Annotated in this window: 17 protein-coding genes; 9 read left to right on the top strand and 8 right to left on the bottom strand. The window is 72.6% G+C overall.

Features of this window, described 5'->3' with window-relative positions; genetic code table 11:
- Nucleotides 1–140 precede the first annotated feature (140 nt).
- The 3 genes from otsB to ABD52_RS31865 form a co-directional block, all read right to left on the bottom strand.
- Nucleotides 141–965: a trehalose-phosphatase gene (gene otsB / locus ABD52_RS31875; RefSeq protein WP_013284061.1), complete on the bottom strand. Its 825-nt coding sequence runs from the start codon at nucleotides 963–965 to the stop codon at nucleotides 141–143.
- Between the two features lie 69 nt (nucleotides 966–1034).
- Entirely contained in the window at nucleotides 1035–1388 is a 354-nt protein-coding gene (locus ABD52_RS31870; RefSeq protein WP_013284062.1) for a hypothetical protein, read from the bottom strand.
- Nucleotides 1389–1551: 163 nt separating this feature from the next.
- Nucleotides 1552–1992 (bottom strand): XRE family transcriptional regulator, encoded by a 441-nt coding sequence (locus ABD52_RS31865; protein WP_013474018.1) that lies wholly within the window; start codon nucleotides 1990–1992, stop codon nucleotides 1552–1554.
- A gap of 264 nt (nucleotides 1993–2256) precedes the next feature.
- Here ABD52_RS31865 and ABD52_RS31860 point away from each other — a divergent pair, with 264 nt between their 5' ends.
- The 6 genes from ABD52_RS31860 to ABD52_RS31835 all read left to right on the top strand — a co-directional run bounded on the left by ABD52_RS31860 (nucleotide 2257) and on the right by ABD52_RS31835 (nucleotide 7504).
- Nucleotides 2257–2598 (top strand): hypothetical protein, encoded by a 342-nt coding sequence (locus ABD52_RS31860; RefSeq protein WP_013284064.1) that lies wholly within the window; start codon nucleotides 2257–2259, stop codon nucleotides 2596–2598.
- Complete coding sequence (locus ABD52_RS31855) at nucleotides 2595–3020, top strand: hypothetical protein (RefSeq protein WP_013284065.1); 426 nt, start codon at nucleotides 2595–2597, stop codon at nucleotides 3018–3020. The genes ABD52_RS31860 and ABD52_RS31855 overlap by 4 nt, the downstream gene beginning before the upstream one ends.
- A 317-nt stretch (nucleotides 3021–3337) precedes the next feature.
- A complete protein-coding gene (locus ABD52_RS31850) occupies nucleotides 3338–4747 on the top strand; it encodes a PhoH family protein (RefSeq protein ID WP_013284066.1) in 1410 nt (469 codons plus the stop codon).
- Nucleotides 4748–4979: 232 nt separating this feature from the next.
- Nucleotides 4980–5669 carry a transglycosylase SLT domain-containing protein gene (locus ABD52_RS31845; RefSeq protein ID WP_200905272.1) on the top strand — a complete coding sequence of 230 codons (690 nt, stop codon included), beginning with the start codon at nucleotides 4980–4982 and terminating at the stop codon, nucleotides 5667–5669.
- A 103-nt stretch (nucleotides 5670–5772) separates the two neighbouring features.
- Nucleotides 5773–6429, top strand: a complete 657-nt coding sequence (locus ABD52_RS31840; RefSeq protein ID WP_013284068.1) for a rhomboid family intramembrane serine protease — start codon at nucleotides 5773–5775, stop codon at nucleotides 6427–6429.
- 106 nt (nucleotides 6430–6535) lie between these two features.
- Entirely contained in the window at nucleotides 6536–7504 is a 969-nt protein-coding gene (locus tag ABD52_RS31835) for an NAD(P)/FAD-dependent oxidoreductase (RefSeq protein WP_047894184.1), read from the top strand.
- 12 nt (nucleotides 7505–7516) lie between these two features.
- Here ABD52_RS31835 and ABD52_RS31830 read toward each other — a convergent pair whose 3' ends face one another.
- The gene (locus ABD52_RS31830; protein WP_047894183.1) at nucleotides 7517–8203 is read right to left on the bottom strand and encodes a TetR/AcrR family transcriptional regulator; all 687 of its coding nucleotides are present in this window, start codon (nucleotides 8201–8203) and stop codon (nucleotides 7517–7519) included.
- A 139-nt stretch (nucleotides 8204–8342) separates the two neighbouring features.
- On the opposite strand from ABD52_RS31830, the gene ABD52_RS31825 reads away from it, so the two are divergent.
- Complete coding sequence (locus ABD52_RS31825) at nucleotides 8343–9281, top strand: NAD-dependent epimerase/dehydratase family protein (protein ID WP_047894182.1); 939 nt, start codon at nucleotides 8343–8345, stop codon at nucleotides 9279–9281.
- Here the strand turns inward: ABD52_RS31825 and ABD52_RS31820 are convergent.
- The gene (locus ABD52_RS31820; protein ID WP_184977860.1) at nucleotides 9278–10216 is read right to left on the bottom strand and encodes a DMT family transporter; all 939 of its coding nucleotides are present in this window, start codon (nucleotides 10214–10216) and stop codon (nucleotides 9278–9280) included. The genes ABD52_RS31825 and ABD52_RS31820 overlap by 4 nt on opposite strands.
- Nucleotides 10217–10254: 38 nt before the next feature.
- Nucleotides 10255–11286, bottom strand: a complete 1032-nt coding sequence (gene glpX, locus ABD52_RS31815) for a class II fructose-bisphosphatase (protein WP_013284073.1) — start codon at nucleotides 11284–11286, stop codon at nucleotides 10255–10257.
- Nucleotides 11287–11433: 147 nt separating this feature from the next.
- Between glpX and ABD52_RS31810 the strand changes: the two genes are divergently transcribed.
- Both ABD52_RS31810 and ABD52_RS31805 read left to right on the top strand, forming a co-directional pair.
- Complete coding sequence (locus tag ABD52_RS31810; protein ID WP_176739731.1) at nucleotides 11434–12123, top strand: DUF4245 domain-containing protein; 690 nt, start codon at nucleotides 11434–11436, stop codon at nucleotides 12121–12123.
- Nucleotides 12124–12215: 92 nt separating this feature from the next.
- A complete protein-coding gene (locus tag ABD52_RS31805) occupies nucleotides 12216–13055 on the top strand; it encodes a hypothetical protein (RefSeq protein ID WP_047894180.1) in 840 nt (279 codons plus the stop codon).
- 40 nt (nucleotides 13056–13095) lie between these two features.
- Here the strand turns inward: ABD52_RS31805 and ABD52_RS31800 are convergent, their stop codons facing one another.
- Both ABD52_RS31800 and xseA read right to left on the bottom strand, forming a co-directional pair.
- Nucleotides 13096–13308 carry an exodeoxyribonuclease VII small subunit gene (locus tag ABD52_RS31800; RefSeq protein WP_013284076.1) on the bottom strand — a complete coding sequence of 71 codons (213 nt, stop codon included), beginning with the start codon at nucleotides 13306–13308 and terminating at the stop codon, nucleotides 13096–13098.
- A 13-nt stretch (nucleotides 13309–13321) separates the two neighbouring features.
- Nucleotides 13322–14488 carry an exodeoxyribonuclease VII large subunit gene (gene xseA, locus ABD52_RS31795; protein ID WP_047894179.1) on the bottom strand — a complete coding sequence of 389 codons (1167 nt, stop codon included), beginning with the start codon at nucleotides 14486–14488 and terminating at the stop codon, nucleotides 13322–13324.
- Between the last annotated feature and the right edge of the window lie 141 nt (nucleotides 14489–14629).

Here is a 14629-nt window from a genome sequence, read left to right as displayed (position 1 = left end):
GACCCCCGCCGCCCCCACCCGCCGCCCTCGCCCCGGCGATCTTGCACTTTCGGCCCCGAGGGCGGGGCTTTTGCCCTGCTTTGCCGGGGCGGCAAGTGCAAGATCGCGGGGGAGAAACCGCGGGGGCGGGGGCGGGGGTGTCAGCGGAGGTGGGGCAGGGCGGCGGTGAGGAAGTCGGCCAGGGCGGCCGGGGAGTCCAGGGTCAGGTCGGCGGCATCGGCCACCTCGTGACCGGTCTCCGGGTTGGCGACGGCGACGCAGACACCGAGGAAGTCGGGATCGGCGGCGGCGCGGGCGCGCAGCGCGGCGAACGCCTTGATGTCGGAGACGTCGTCGCCGAAGTACCAGGCGCCACCGGCGTCCCGGACCGTCTCGCCGATCACCATGCCCTTGTCCCGGTCGACAGGGGGCTTCAGTTCCAGCACCATCCGGCCCGGCTGGGCGCGCAGGCCCAGCCGCTCGGCCTGGGCCCGGCCCCACTCCTGCACCAGGTCGCCGAGCTGCGGGGCGGTACGCCAGTGCAGCGCCACGGAGAGCCGCTTGAACTCGACGAGCGCGCCGGGCGGCAGTTCGGCGCGGGCCTGCTCGGCCAGCTCCGACATGGTCGGCACCCACGGCAGGGCGGCCGGCTCGGTGACCGTCTCGCCGCCGGAGTGGCTGTGCTCCAGGCCGTAGAGCCCGTACAGGTCGATGCCGGCGAGGCCGCCGAGGTGGTCACGCAGGAAGTCCACCGGGCGGGCGGAGACGATGGCGATCCGGCGGACGTGCGGGGCGAGCGCCTCCAGCGCGGTGAGCACGTTGGGCGCGGGCCGTACGGCCGTGGGGTCGTCGTCGACGGGCGCCAGTGTGCCGTCGAAGTCGAAGAAGAGGACGACGTCACCCGCGCGGTCAGCGGTCGCACGCCATGCGTGCTCCGCGTTCAACGGGGTCTTCGGCTGCTGGTTGCCCAGATTCAACGGCGGCACGCGCGTCAGCGTACCCCGCGCCGGGCGGCGTATTCGTGGCCGAGATGTGACGTCGGAACGACGTGGGGATCAGCGTTCGGCGGCTCCTCGTCCCCGGCGACCGAACGGCACCACGGCCGCCTCCTGCCCGTGGCTGAGCAGGTAGCCCTCCACGAAGCCGGTGTTGCGGTCGCCGGTGTGCGCCTCGATCTCGTTGAGCCGCGCCACCAGGAACTCGGTGAGCGCGCTGACCCGGTCGTTGAGCCGATCGTGCAGCTCGGCGACGACGGCGAGGATCACCGCGGTGCCGGCCGTGGTGAGCGCGAAGAGGTTGACGACCAGGGGAAGCTGCCCGCCGTCCAGTACGCCGACCACCACGTTGCCGGTCACGCACGATGTCAGCGACACCACCGCGACCACGACTGCCAACCATTTCAGGGTCATGGACAGACCCCTCCTTCTGTCCCGCAGGGCTGGGTTCGGCTGTGTCCCGTCCCCCCGCCGATGACGAGCCCCTAGCAGTACAAACGTGGACGCTAGCGGGTCCGATCCGTCCCCGAGGCGAAACGATCGGGTCCGACCTTCCGTTCTTTCGCCATCTGAGGAACTACCCGGCTTGTTTACCCCTATTTCGGACACCGCCCGGCAGGGTCGGGCGATATGCGAGGTAACGAATGGTTTCTCGAATGTGGAACTTCTCCGCGTCGGAGACGTTCGGATCGACCAGCCGGCGCAGCAGCGCCTCCACGTCCGGGTCCATCGGGGGCGGGGTCGGCGCGGTACGCGGTCCGGCGGCGCGGTCCCAGCCGAGCGCGGTGAACGCGGCGGCGGGGTCGAGCCCCAGCCCTTCGCAGAAGGCGACCACCCGTTCCGCCTCCGGGTCGCTGGCCCAGTCGCCGCGTACCCATCGGTTGATGGTCTGCCGGGAGACGCCGGTGCGCCGGGAGACCTCGGTGCCGCTCCAGGCCCGCAGTGCGCGGGCGTCGTCGAGCGCGCGCCGGACGAAGGTGGCGAACGCGATCTTCCGTGCGTTGGTCGTCTCGGTCACCCCGTGACGGTACGGCCAGTCGGTCCCTAGAGGACGGCTCGGCGCGCTGCTGTCACGCCGACGTGACGATGATCCGGGATTTCCGGTAAACGATTCAGTGCTGCTCGTGAGGGGTGTCACCCGGGCAGAATAGATGGACACGAGTACGGCGGCAAAGGCCTGAAAAGCTGATACTGTCACGCTCATGAGACAACTTACGGTGTGTCACGTGCTTGAGACGACGAGTGCTCACATGCGTCACTCCGCGGGTGCCGAGGGGGTTTCGTGACCGAGCTCGCGACACGTGCCCAGGCTTTCGGGCTGATCGCGGACGGAGTGTCCGCCGGGCTGAGCGCCCCCTGGCGTCTCTATCTCGCCCGCGGGTGCCGGTATCTCTCACTCAGCGTCGGCGACCGGGGGGAGTGGGACGCCTGGCGGACCCATCTCGGCTGCCCGGAGCTGAGCGTGCGGGTCTACGACTCCGGCGGGGAGATCCGCCGGGCGTCGGTGGCCGAGGTGATCCTCGACGGCTGCCGGATCAGCGTGGAGCTGGTCGAGGAGGTCAGCACCGACGATCTGGAGCGCCTGCTGGTGGTCGACCCGCTGCCCGGGGCGGACGAGCGATGACCCCCTTTCTCGCCGTGGTGCTCGTTCTCCTGCTCGGCTCCACGTGCTACGCGGCCGGGCGCCTGCACGGTCAGCTCAGCTACCGCATCGGCTACCGGTTCGGTTACCGCCAGGGCTACTTCGACGGTGACCGGGGCGCCTGGAACCGCCGTCGGCGAGATGCCCAGGCGGCGATCGCCTCGGCGCTGTCCGGTCCCGGCCCGACCGTGGTGACCTCGGCCGGGCGCTCGGCCGTGCCGTTCGGCGGCACCTCCGTACCCGCAGCGGTCGCCGCCCGGCCCGGCTCGGCCCCGGCCGTCCGCGTCACCGCCACGGCCCAGCTCGGCGCCGTCGGCCGGGTGGGCACCACGTACACCGGATCGTCGTTCGGCGCGGCCGGCGCCGGACCGCGGGCCGGCACGCTGGTGCGCCGCCAGGGCTGAGGCCCGCGCCGCGTCGCGGCGCCGCAGTGGACGACCGGCCGGGGTGCGCGCAGGGGGCATGCATCCCGGCCGGTTCCGGTCCGCCGGTCACTCGAACGGGTGTACGTCCGGCGAAGACCGAACGATGATCCACGCGCACCTCTAGCCCCGCGGCCCCGGTGCGATTAGCGTCTAGGCATGGCACGGGGTTTTCCCGGGCCAGCCGGACAGCCCGGACCTGCGTCCTCGCGCACGGGGCCCGCATCCGACCCCGTGTCCTCCGGGCACCGGAAGAGGCGGAACTCGGGTGGCCGGGTGCCCATCCGCGGAGCAGGCCTGTGACCACTCGCCGTACCCCCGCCGGAGCCGAGCAGACCCCGGCCTCGACCGCCCCGACCCGCCGGACCACCCGCAGCCGCCGCGGCGCCGCCGCCGCGGAGGCCGAGGAGCCCCGACCAGCCGGCCCGGCCTTCGTCCTGGACACCTCGGTCCTGCTGTCCGACCCGGCGGCCTTCCACCGCTTCGCCGAGCACGAGGTGGTGCTGCCGCTGGTGGTGATCTCCGAGCTGGAGGGCAAGCGACACCACCCCGAGCTGGGCTGGTTCGCCCGCCAGTCGCTGCGCATGCTGGACGAGCTGCGGGTGCGGCACGGCCGGCTGGACCGCCCGGTGCCCGCCAACGACCAGGGCGGCACGCTGCGGGTGGAGCTGAACCACACCGACGACGGGGTGCTGCCGCCCGGCTTCCGCAACGAGTCGAACGACGCGCGCATCCTGTCCGTGGCGCTCAACCTGGCCGCCGAGGGGCGTGAGGTCACACTCGTCAGCAAGGACATGCCGCTGCGGGTGAAGGCGGCCTCGGTGGGCCTGCGCGCCGACGAGTACCGGCACGGTCAGGCCAGCGACCCGACCTGGACCGGGATGGCCGAGCTGGACCTGGCCGAGGAGGAGATCGGCCGGCTGTACGCGGGCGAGACGCTCGACGTCGACGCCGCGGCGGGCCTGCCCTGCCACACCGGCCTGGTGCTGCACTCCGGGCGGGGCTCGGCACTGGGCCGGGTGCTGCCCGACAAGACGATCCGGCTGGTCCGGGGCGACCGGGAGGCGTTCGGTGTGCACGGGCGCTCGGCGGAGCAGCGGGTCGCGCTCGACCTGCTGCTGGACGAGTCCATCGGCATCGTGTCGCTCGGTGGGCGGGCCGGCACCGGCAAGTCCGCGCTGGCGCTCTGCGCCGGCCTGGAGGCGGTGATGGAGCGGCGCCGGCACAAGAAGGTGATCGTGTTCCGCCCCCTGTACGCGGTCGGCGGCCAGGAACTCGGTTACCTGCCCGGGTCGGAGTCGGAGAAGATGTCGCCCTGGGCGCAGGCGGTCTTCGACACGCTCGGCTCGGTGGTGCACGAGAACGTGCTGGAGGAGGTCACCTCGCGCGGGCTGCTGGAGGTGCTGCCGCTGACCCACATCCGCGGCCGGAGCCTGCACGACGCGTTCGTCATCGTGGACGAGGCGCAGTCGCTGGAGCGGGGCGTACTGCTCACCGTGCTGTCGCGCATCGGCCAGGGGTCGCGGGTGGTGCTCACCCACGACGTGGCCCAGCGGGACAATCTGCGGGTCGGCCGGCACGACGGGGTGACGGCGGTGATCGAGGCGCTGAAAGGGCATCCCCTCTTCGCGCACGTCACGCTCAGCCGATCGGAGCGTTCTCCGATCGCCGCCATGGTCACCGACCTGCTGGAGGACATCCCCGGCTGAGCGCCGCTTTTGCCCCACTTTGTCCGCATTTTTAGGGTGACGCAGATCACTTTTGAGCCCGGCCATTTCCCACTGGCCTCACTGTGCGCAATGGTGTCCATCGAGCGTCACCTACCACTCGGGAGCCGGACACGGCCCGGAGTCACACCGGTACCGGTGCGCTCACGGCACCGGCGTGACCCGACCCGGCCATGCGCGTGCCGTGTCCCTGCCCCCGACGAAGGGAAACTTCGTGAGTCGGCTGTGGAGCCGGTTCGGCGCCCGTACGGCCGCTGTCGCGCTGCTCTCCGTGGGCGTCGCCGGCGGCTTCTATCTGGGCGAGGATCGACAGACCCAGCAGCAGGGCCTGACCGCGCAGGTCGGCCTGAAGGTCGACCAGGCGGAGTACGCGTACCAGCGCGACCGGCTGTCCGACCACCGCGTGGACTCGTCCCGGCAGCGTGCCGCCGAGTACCAGGCGAAGCTGCGTGCCGCCGCGGCGGCGAAGGAGGCCGCCGAGCGGGCCAGGAAGGCCGAGGCGGCCGCCGCCACCCGCAAGAAGGAGCGGGCCGCGGCCGAGGAGGAGGCGGAGGCGAAGGCCAAGCCGTACGACGGCCCGATCCCGTCCTCGTGCGCTGAGTACAGCGGCAACCGGAAGATCGGTTGCGCCATCATGCTCGACAAGGGCTTCGGCATCGACCAGTTCCCCTGTCTGGACAAGCTCTGGACCAAGGAGAGCGGCTGGAACCCGAAGGCCTCCAACAGCTCCTCCGGGGCGTACGGGATCCCGCAGGCGGTGCCGGGCAGCAAGATGGCCTCGGTCGCCGACGACTGGAAGACCAACCCGGCGACCCAGATCACCTGGGGTCTCGGCTACATCAAGGGCCGGTACGACACTCCCTGCGGCGCCTGGCAGAAGTCGCAGAGTTCGGGCTGGTACTGACATCACCACGACGGCGGGACACGCGGACAGACCCGGGTGTCCCGCCGTCGTCGTACCGCCGTCCGACTGGCGGCCTGCCGCATTTGCTGATAGCTCTTGGTAGGTGACCTGGCACGGCGGCCCCAGTGGCGACCCCTACCGGTTCGGCACCGACGCGTTCTATGCGGCGCTCGGCCGGGCCTTCGTCGCCATGTGCGCGGTCGTCCCGGTGCTGTTCCTCATCGAGGCGCTCGACGTCGGCCTGCGACTCGGCCTGGACTACACCGCCGGCATCATCCCGCAGCGGCTCCAGGGCCTGGACGGTGTCTTCTTCTCGCCGTTCCTGCACGCCGGCTGGAACCACCTCTACAGCAACAGCATCCCGCTGATCCTGCTCGGCACGTTCGTGCTCGCCGCCGGCACCCGCCGGTTCCTCTGGTCCACCGCCGTCATCATCCTGGTCAGCGGTCTGGGCGTCTGGTTCACCGGCTCACCCAACTCGGTGGTGGTCGGTGCCAGCGGCGTGATCTTCGGCTACCTCGGCATCCTGCTCACCCGGGGCGTGGTGGAGCGGAGCTGGTGGAACTTCGCCGTCGGCCTGCTGGTCGGGTTGCTCTACGGCTGGCAACTGCTCGGCATCCTGCCGACCGACGAGCGCATCTCCTGGCAGGGCCACCTGTTCGGGCTGCTCGGCGGCGTGGTCGCGGCGATCCTGTTCCGCCGCCGCAACGACACCGGCGAGTCCGACCGCCTCGGCTCACCGAGGATGACGCTGCCCTGACGGCGCGTTGATCGAACCGCGGGACGTCCTTGCCCGCGGCCACCTGCCCGCCTACCGTTTCCGCATCAGCAAGGGGTGATCCCGAAGCGGAAAGTGACGGTACGCCATGCGCGAGGTCGATGTCGCCGTGATCGGGGCCGGTCCCGCCGGGCTCTTCGCCGCCTACTACGCCGGTTTCCGTGGACTCTCCGTGTCGGTGATCGACGCGCTGCCCGAGCCGGGCGGTCAGGTCACCGCGATGTACCCGGAGAAGCTGATCCTCGACGTCGCCGGCTTCCCCGCGATCAAGGGCCGCGAGCTGGTCACGAACCTGGTCGCGCAGGCCGCGCCGTTCCGTCCCGACTACCGGCTCGGCGTACGCGCGGAGAAGCTGTCCTACCTCGACGGCCGGCCGGTGCTCGGCCTGGCCGGCGGCGAGCAGCTCAGCTGCGGCGCGGTGCTGGTCACCGGTGGGCTCGGCAGCTTCACGCCCCGGCCGCTGCCGGTCGCGGAGAGCTTCACCGGCGGTGGGATCGTCTACTTCGTGCCGCAGCCCACCGAGTTGACCGACCGGCACGTGCTCATCGTCGGCGGCGGCGACTCGGCGTTCGACTGGGCGGCCACGCTCGCCCCGCTGGCCCGGTCGGTGACGCTTGTGCACCGGCGGGACCGCTTCCGGGCGCACGCGGCCACCATCGAGCGTGTCCGCGCGCTGCCGGTGCGGATCGTGGTGAACGCCGAGGTGAGCCGGCTCTACGGCGAGGAGACCGTCACCGGCGCCGAGCTGACCGTACGCGGCGGCGAGGTGGAGACCCTGCCGGTGGACACCGTGGTGGCCGCGCTCGGCTTCACCGCCGACCTCGGCCCGCTCGCCGAGTGGGGGCTGAAGCTCGACCGCCGGCACATCGTGGTGGACAGCGCGATGGCCACCAACCTGCCCCGGGTGTTCGCGGCCGGGGACATCACCGAGTACCCGGGCAAGGTCCGCCTGATCGCCACCGGCTTCGGTGAGGCCGCCACCGCCGTCAACAACGCGGCTGTCGTCATCGACCCGACCGCGCACCTGTTCCCGGGTCACTCCTCCGACGGCACCTGACGCCGACCGGCGTCAGGGCAGGCCGACCAGGTCGGCCATCAGGCCGATCTGGTGGTCGAAGTACTCGTCGCGGTGCGGCAGCGCCCGGTTGATCCGGCCGAACAGCTCGAAGCTGATCAGCCCGAACAACTGGGTCCAGCCGGCCATGCCGCGGGCCAGCAGCGCGGGCGGCACGTCCATCCCGATCAGCTCGACCAGTTCGGCCACGTCGCCGCGCAGCGGCTCGGGCAGATCCTCGGCGGGCGGGGCGAGCCGGCCGGAGGCCAGGCCGTCGCGCAGGATGCCGACCAGGGTCACCGGAGGGCGCTGGGCCGGCACGACGGTGTCGTCCGGGGCCGCGTACCCGGGCACCGGGCTGCCGTAGAGCAGCGCGTACTCGGCGGGGTGGTCGAGCGCCCACGCGCGGGCGGCCCGGCAGGCGGCGAGCCAGCGTCCGCGCAGGTCGGCCTGGTCGGCGGCGGCGTCGGCCGCCTCCACCGCGTCGCCGAGCGCGTCGTACGCCTCCAGGATCAGCGCGGTGAGCAGGTCGTCGCGGCTGGGGAAGTAGCGGTAGATCGCCGAGGAGACCATGCCGAGGTCGCGGGCGACCGCGCGCAGGGAGAGGTTCGCGCCGTCGGTGTCCAGGTGGCGGCGGGCGACCGTCTTGATCTCTTCGATCATCCCGGCGCGGACCCGGGCGCGGAGCGAGGGAGCGACCATGTCCCCACTCTGCCACGACGAGAGCAGCAATCAAAAGAGAGAGCACTGCTCTTGACTTGCGCCGCTTCCGTGAGTCATGCTCTGTTCCGAGAGCGGTGCTCTCGATTCGAATTACTGCTTCAGGGAAGGTGGACCTGTCATGGCACTGCACGTGATCGTCGGCGCCGGCCCCGTCGGCACCGCCACCGCCCGCCTCCTCGCCGAACGCGGCGAGCGGGTGCGGGTGGTCACCCGGCGCGGTACCGGCCCCGAGCACCCGGCGATCGAGCGGGTGGCCGCCGACGCCGCCGACGCGGACCGGCTCGCCGCGCTGACCGGGGGTGCGGACGCGCTCCACAACTGCGCCAACCCGCAGTACCACACGTGGCCGACGGACTGGCCGCCGCTGGCCGCCGCCCTGCTCACCGCCGCCGAGCGCAGCGGCGCCGTGCTCGCCACAGTCGGCAACCTCTACGGGTACGGCCCGGTCGACGCCCCGATGACCGAGGCGACCCCGCTCGCCGCCACCGGCGTCAAGGGCCGCGTCCGCAACCGGATGTGGGCCGACGCGCTGGCCGCCCACCGCGCCGGCCGGGCCCGGGTCACCGAGGTACGCGGCTCCGACTACATCGGCCTCGGCGGCACCTCGCTGCCCATGATGGTGCTGCCCAAGGTGCTCGCCGGGCAGCGGGTGTTCCTGCCGGTCGCCTGGGACGCGCCGCACACCTGGACGTACGTGGGGGACGTGGCCCGTACCCTCGTCGCCGCCGCCACAGACCCGCGCGCCTGGGGACGGGCCTGGCACGTGCCCAGCGCGCCCCCGATGTCCATGCGGGCGCTCGCCGACCGGGCGGCGAAGCGGGCCGGGGCGCCGGCGCCCCGGCTGACCCGGATGCCCTACCCGGTGCTCTGGCTCGGTGGTCTGGCCGACCCGTTCGCCCGGGAGATGCGGGAGACCGCGCACCAGTTCGCCGGGCCGTTCGTGATGGACTCCACCGCGGCCAGCGAGACGTTCGGGATCGAGGGGACGCCGCTGGACCGGGTCGTCGACGAGATGGTGACCGGCCTGCGCGCCGCCGCGCCCGCCGCCGCCCGCTAAGGGCGGCGGGTCGGGCCGAAGGCGGCGACGAGCACGGCGACCATGGTCAGCGCCGCGCCGAGCAGCGTGTCCAGCCCGGGGTGCGAGGCGGCGGTCGGCAGGACCAGATCCAGCAGCACCGCGCCGACGATCTGCCCGGCGATCGTGGCCAGGCCGAGCAGCAGCACACCGGTGAACCGGACGAGGGCGGCGGCCAGCGCGATGAACACGATCCCGAGCGGGCCGCCGAGATACAGCCACGGCTCGTCCGGGAACGCGCCCGCCGGCCGTCCGCGTACCGCCAGGTCCACCGCGAAGGTGACGAGCAGCGCCGCCGTACCGACTGTGAAGTTCACGAGCGTGGCGGTCATGGCACTGCCCGCCGCCGCCCGGACCCGACCGTTGACCGCCTGCTGCCAGGCGATGCCCACCCCCGCCGCCAGCGGCAGCAGCGCCAGCGCCAGCGCGTGCGGGTCGCCGAGCCGGTCGCCCACCGCCAGCAGGACGGCGAGCACTGTGAGCACCGCGCCGATCAGCCGGTTCGGGGTGACCGGCTGCCGGCCGGCCGGGCCGATGCCGGCCCGGTCGACGAGCAGGCTGCTGCCGGACTGCCCGGCCACCACCGCGACGGTGAAGACCGCGACGCCGAGCGCGCCGATGGTCAGCCCCTGCGTCGCCACCAGGAACGCGCCGCAGACGCCGCCCAGGCACTGCCAGGGCCGCAGCGCGCCGGAGCGCAGCGCGCCGCGCAGGGCGGCCAGTCCCCGCCGGCCACCGGGGGTGGCGGGGACCAGCACCAGCAGGATCAGCAGGCCCACACCGAACGAGACCACCGCGGCGGCGATCCCGTCGGCCAGGCGTACGCCCAGCTCGCCGTTGATCCGGGACTGGACGGCGACCATCACGCCCGAGGCGGTGGCCAACCCGACACCGGCGACACGTCGCCCGGTCGACAGCGTCGGCGGTGCCGGTGGTGCCGCCGTCCCGGCTCTGCTCACTCCTGCTCGGCCAGTGGGCGTCCGTCGAAGTCGACAGCCGAGTAGAGGGCGAGCTTCTCCAGGCGGTGGTACGAGTCGATCACCCGGATGGTGCCGCTCTTGGAACGCATCACGATCGACTGGGTGTACGCGCCGCCGGAGCGGTAGCGCACGCCGCGCAGCAGGTCGCCGGAGGTGACACCGGTGGCCACGAAGAAGCAGTTGTCGCCGGTGACCAGGTCGTCGGTGAACAGCACCCGGTCCAGGTCGTGCCCGGCGTCCAGCGCCTTGCGACGCTCGTCGGAGTCCTTCGGCCAGAGCTTGGCCTGCATCATGCCGCCCATGCACTTGAGCGCGCACGCGGCGGTGATGCCCTCCGGGGTGCCGCCGATGCCCATCAGCACGTCCACGTCCGACTCGCCGCGGGCCGCCGCGATGGCGCCCGCGATGTCCCCGTCGGAGATGAGCCGGATCCCGGCACCGGTACGCCGGATCTGCTTGATCAGGTCGTCGTGGCGCGACCGGTCCAGCACGCACACGGTCACCTCGGCGGCGTCGGTGCCCTTGACCTTGGCGATCCGGTTGATGTTCTCGGCCACCCCGGCGTTGATGTCCACCACGTCGGCGTACATCGGGCCGACCGCCAGCTTCTCCATGTAGAAGACGGCGCTCGGGTCGAACATCGCGCCGCGCTCGGCGACCGCGAGCACCGCCAGCGCGTTCGGCATGCCCTTGCTCATCAGCGTGGTGCCGTCGATCGGGTCGACCGCCACGTCCACCTCGGGGCCGGTCCCGTCGCCGACCTCCTCGCCGTTGAACAGCATGGGGGCGTTGTCCTTCTCGCCCTCGCCGATCACCACGACGCCGCGCATCGGGATCGAGTTGATCAGCTTTCGCATGGCGTCGACTGCTGCGCCGTCGCCGCCTTCCTTGTCGCCCCGGCCGACCCAGCGGCCGGCGGCCATCGCCGCGGCCTCGGTGACCCGGACCAGATCGAGGGCGAGGTTGCGGTCGAGATCCTGGGGCGTCCGCGTCCTGGTGGTTGTCATGGCGGCCTCCTCGCGACGTTGCGGGGTGGGACCGGCGGCCACCGCCGCCGGTTTTGTCGCTGATCCTCACACGATCTCAGGTTCGCCGTCCCGGCGGGGCGGAGGAGGCCAGGATCACGTCACCCGGTGGGCTGCGACAATGGCCGGGTGGAAGCCGCACAGCCTGCCGACCGCACACCGACCGACGCCACCCCGCCGGAGGGCCAGCCGCCGGTCCGACCGGACGGCGCCCCGGCCCCGTCCGAGGGTCAGCCCGCGCTCGTCGCGGACCGGGGCGAGCCGGCCCCCGTGGTGGACACCCCCGCGCCGCCGGCGGGCAAGGAGAAAGCCCGCTCCGAGCGGTCGCCGAAGGACATGGCGCTGTCCCTGCTGATCCTGCTGGTCCCGATCGCGCTGCTGCTCGCCTTCTACCGGGGCTTCCTCGGCGGCGATTCGCCGGTCACAGTCGACCCGGCGCCCGCGCTGGAGCAGGCCCGCTCCGCGAACGCCTTCCCGGTCAGCGAGCCGACCGGGCTGGGCGACGACTGGCGTACGGTCAACGCCCGCTTCCGGACCGAGGCGGACGGCTCGACGCTGCGGATCGGGTACGTGACCCCGGAGGGCCGGGGCGCGCAGCTGGTGGAGAGCAACGTCCCGGCGGAGAAGCTGCTGCCGGCCGAGCTGACCGAGGGGCAGCCGCAGGGCGCGGCCGACCTGCCCGGCGGGCTGAGCTGGCAGCGCTACACGGCACGCGGCAACGAGCAGGCGCTCGTCCTGCTGGAGCCGAACCGTACGGTGATCGTTGTCGGTGACGCGGGGGAGACGGAGCTGCGCAAGCTCGCCACGTCGCTGCGCTGACGTCCTCCCTCCGGGGGACGCGGGATTGCGGAACCCCGCTTCCGGGAACAGAAGGGACATCGAGCCCGGACGACCCACCTGGAGAGGTTGACGTGAAGATTCGACGCTTCAGCGCCACCGCGTTCGCCGCGGCGCTGCTCATTCCCGGCCTGGCGGCCTGCAACGGCAACGGGACGACGTCCGACGCCTCCGCGACCCCGAGCGCCTCCGGCAGCGTCGCACCGAGCGCCACGGCGTCCAGCAGCGCGGCCAAGCAGGCTCTGCTCGACTCCACGAACGCGATCCGTGAGGGGAACTTCAAGTTCTCCATGACCGGCGCGGGCTCCACCGCCGAAGGGCAGGTGCACGAGCCGAGCCAGAGCGCCGACATGCGGATGACCATCGGCGACCCGTCGTCGGACCTGATGATGAAGCTGGACCTGATCCACGCCAAGCCGGACAGCTGGGTCAAGCTGGAACTCGGCGGCACCGCTGCGACGCAGATCCCCGGCGTGAAGAACCTCAACACCGGCAAGTACCACCACCTCGACCAGAACCGGGTCAAGGGCAACCGGGCGCTGGGCTTCGACTTCGAGAAGCTCGACCCGGCCGGCAGCGCCGTGCTCACCCAGGGCATCACCGAGGTACGGCAGACCGGCGAGGGCGCGTACGAGGGCACCGTCGACGTGTCGAAGGCCGCCGAGGCGGGCTCGCTCGACCCGGCCGTGATCACCGCGCTCGGGGCGCAGGCCCAGTCGGTGCCGTTCACCGCCAAGGTCGACACCCAGGGCCGGCTCAGCGAGATGGTTCTCAAGATCCCGGCCGCCGGGCAGAGCGCCGCGCAGGACCTGAAGATCACCTACACCGACTACGGCAACGCGGCGCCGGCCCAGAAGCCCTCGGCCGACCAGGTCGTCGAGGCCCCCGCCGAGCTGTACAACCTGTTCAACTGAGGTCTGCGGTGGGGTTCGGCGATCGCGCCGAATCCCACCGTCACTCCTCGGCGCGCTGGCGGGCGGCGTCGATGCGGGCGCGGGCGCCGTCCAGCCAGCGCTGGCACACCCCGGCGAGCTGCTCGCCGCGCTCCCAGAGGGCGAGGGACTCCTCCAGCGAGGTGCCGCCCGCCTCCAGCTTCTCCACCACCGAGGCCAGCTCGGCGCGGGCCTGCTCGTAGCTGAGCTGTTCGTCCTGCTTCGTCCCGGTCATCGTCTCTCTTCCCTCAGCCGTCGACGGTGGCGGTCAGCTCGCCCTCGGCGAGGCGTACCCGCAGTGGATCGCCCTTGGCCACCTCGGAGGCCGCGCGGACGACGTGGCCGTCGGCGCGCTGCACGATCGCGTAGCCGCGCTCCAGCGTGGCCGCCGGGGACAGCGCGCGCAGCCGGGCCAGCGTGTGCCGCAGGTCGTCGGTGGCGCCCCGCAGCCGGTGCTCCAGGGACCGGCCGGCGCGGTCGCGCAGCGCGGACACGTCCACCGCCCGCTGCTCGACCATCACCTGCGGCCGGGCCAGCACCGGACGGGAGCGCAGCAGGTCGATCCGGTGCTGCTCCCGGTCGACCAGGTGACGCACCGCCCGTTCGAGCCGGGACCGGGCCTGGCCGATCAGCCGGGTCTCCTCGGTCAGGTCCGGCACGACGCGCTTCGCCGCGTCGGTCGGGGTGGAGGCGCGCACGTCGGCCACGTAGTCGAGCAGCGGCGCGTCCGTCTCGTGGCCGATCGCGCTGACCACCGGCGTGCGGCAGGCGAAGACCGCCCGGCACAGCGCCTCGTCGGAGAAGGGAAGCAGATCCTCGATGCCCCCGCCGCCCCGGGCGATGACGATCACGTCGACGGCCGGGTCGGCGTCGAGCACCTTGAGCGCCCCGACGATGTCCGGCACCGCGCTCGGCCCCTGCACCGCCACGTTGATCGTGCGGAAGTCGACGGCGGGCCAGCGGCGGCGGGCGTTGGTCAGCACGTCCCGCTCGGCCGCCGAGGCTCGGCCGGTGATCAGGCCCACCCGGCCCGGCAGGAACGGCAGCCGCCGCTTGCGGGACCGGTCGAACAGGCCCTCGGCGGCGAGCAGCTTCTTGAGCTTCTCCAGCCGGGCCAGCAGCTCACCGAGGCCGACCTGGCGGATCTCGTCGGCCCGCAGGCTGAGCGTGCCCCGCGCGGCGTAGAACTCGGGTTTGGCGTGCAGCACCACCCGGGCGCCCTCGCGCAGCTCCGGCGCGCCCGCGTCCAGCACGTCGCGGTTGGTGGTGACGGTCAGGCTGAGATCGGCCGACGGGTCGCGCAACGTGAGGAAGACGGTGCTCGCGCCGGGGCGGCGGCTGATCTGCGCCACCTGGCCGTCGACCCAGACCCAGCCCAGGCGGGCGATCCAGGCGCCCACCTTCTGGCTGACCACCCGGACCGGCCACGGCTCCTCGGCCGTGCTGCGCCCGTCCGACCTGCTCTGCCCGTCCGACCTGCTCTGCCCGTCCGACCTGCTCTGCCCGTCAGACGTGCTCCGCCCCTCCTCGCCCGCGCTCACCCGCCCACCCTACGG

Source organism: Micromonospora sp. RV43, assembly GCF_001029515.1.
Classification (GTDB): Bacteria; Actinomycetota; Actinomycetes; order Mycobacteriales; family Micromonosporaceae; genus Micromonospora; species Micromonospora aurantiaca.
The sequence above is the reverse complement of the archived record's forward strand: the minus strand, read 5'-3'. Positions and strand labels throughout refer to the sequence as shown.

Bases quoted from the DNA above. Each gene is read 5' to 3' on its own strand.
- ABD52_RS31800 (WP_013284076.1), bottom strand. From the start codon at position 13,308: ATGACCGGGACGAAGCAGGACGAACAGCTCAGCTACGAGCAGGCCCGC.
- ABD52_RS31855 (WP_013284065.1), top strand. From the start codon at position 2,595: ATGACCCCCTTTCTCGCCGTGGTGCTCGTTCTCCTGCTCGGCTCCACG.
- ABD52_RS31835 (WP_047894184.1), top strand. From the start codon at position 6,536: ATGCGCGAGGTCGATGTCGCCGTGATCGGGGCCGGTCCCGCCGGGCTC.
- ABD52_RS31830 (WP_047894183.1), bottom strand. From the start codon at position 8,203: ATGGTCGCTCCCTCGCTCCGCGCCCGGGTCCGCGCCGGGATGATCGAA.
- ABD52_RS31825 (WP_047894182.1), top strand. From the start codon at position 8,343: ATGGCACTGCACGTGATCGTCGGCGCCGGCCCCGTCGGCACCGCCACC.
- ABD52_RS31870 (WP_013284062.1), bottom strand. From the start codon at position 1,388: ATGACCCTGAAATGGTTGGCAGTCGTGGTCGCGGTGGTGTCGCTGACA.
- glpX (WP_013284073.1), bottom strand. From the start codon at position 11,286: ATGACAACCACCAGGACGCGGACGCCCCAGGATCTCGACCGCAACCTC.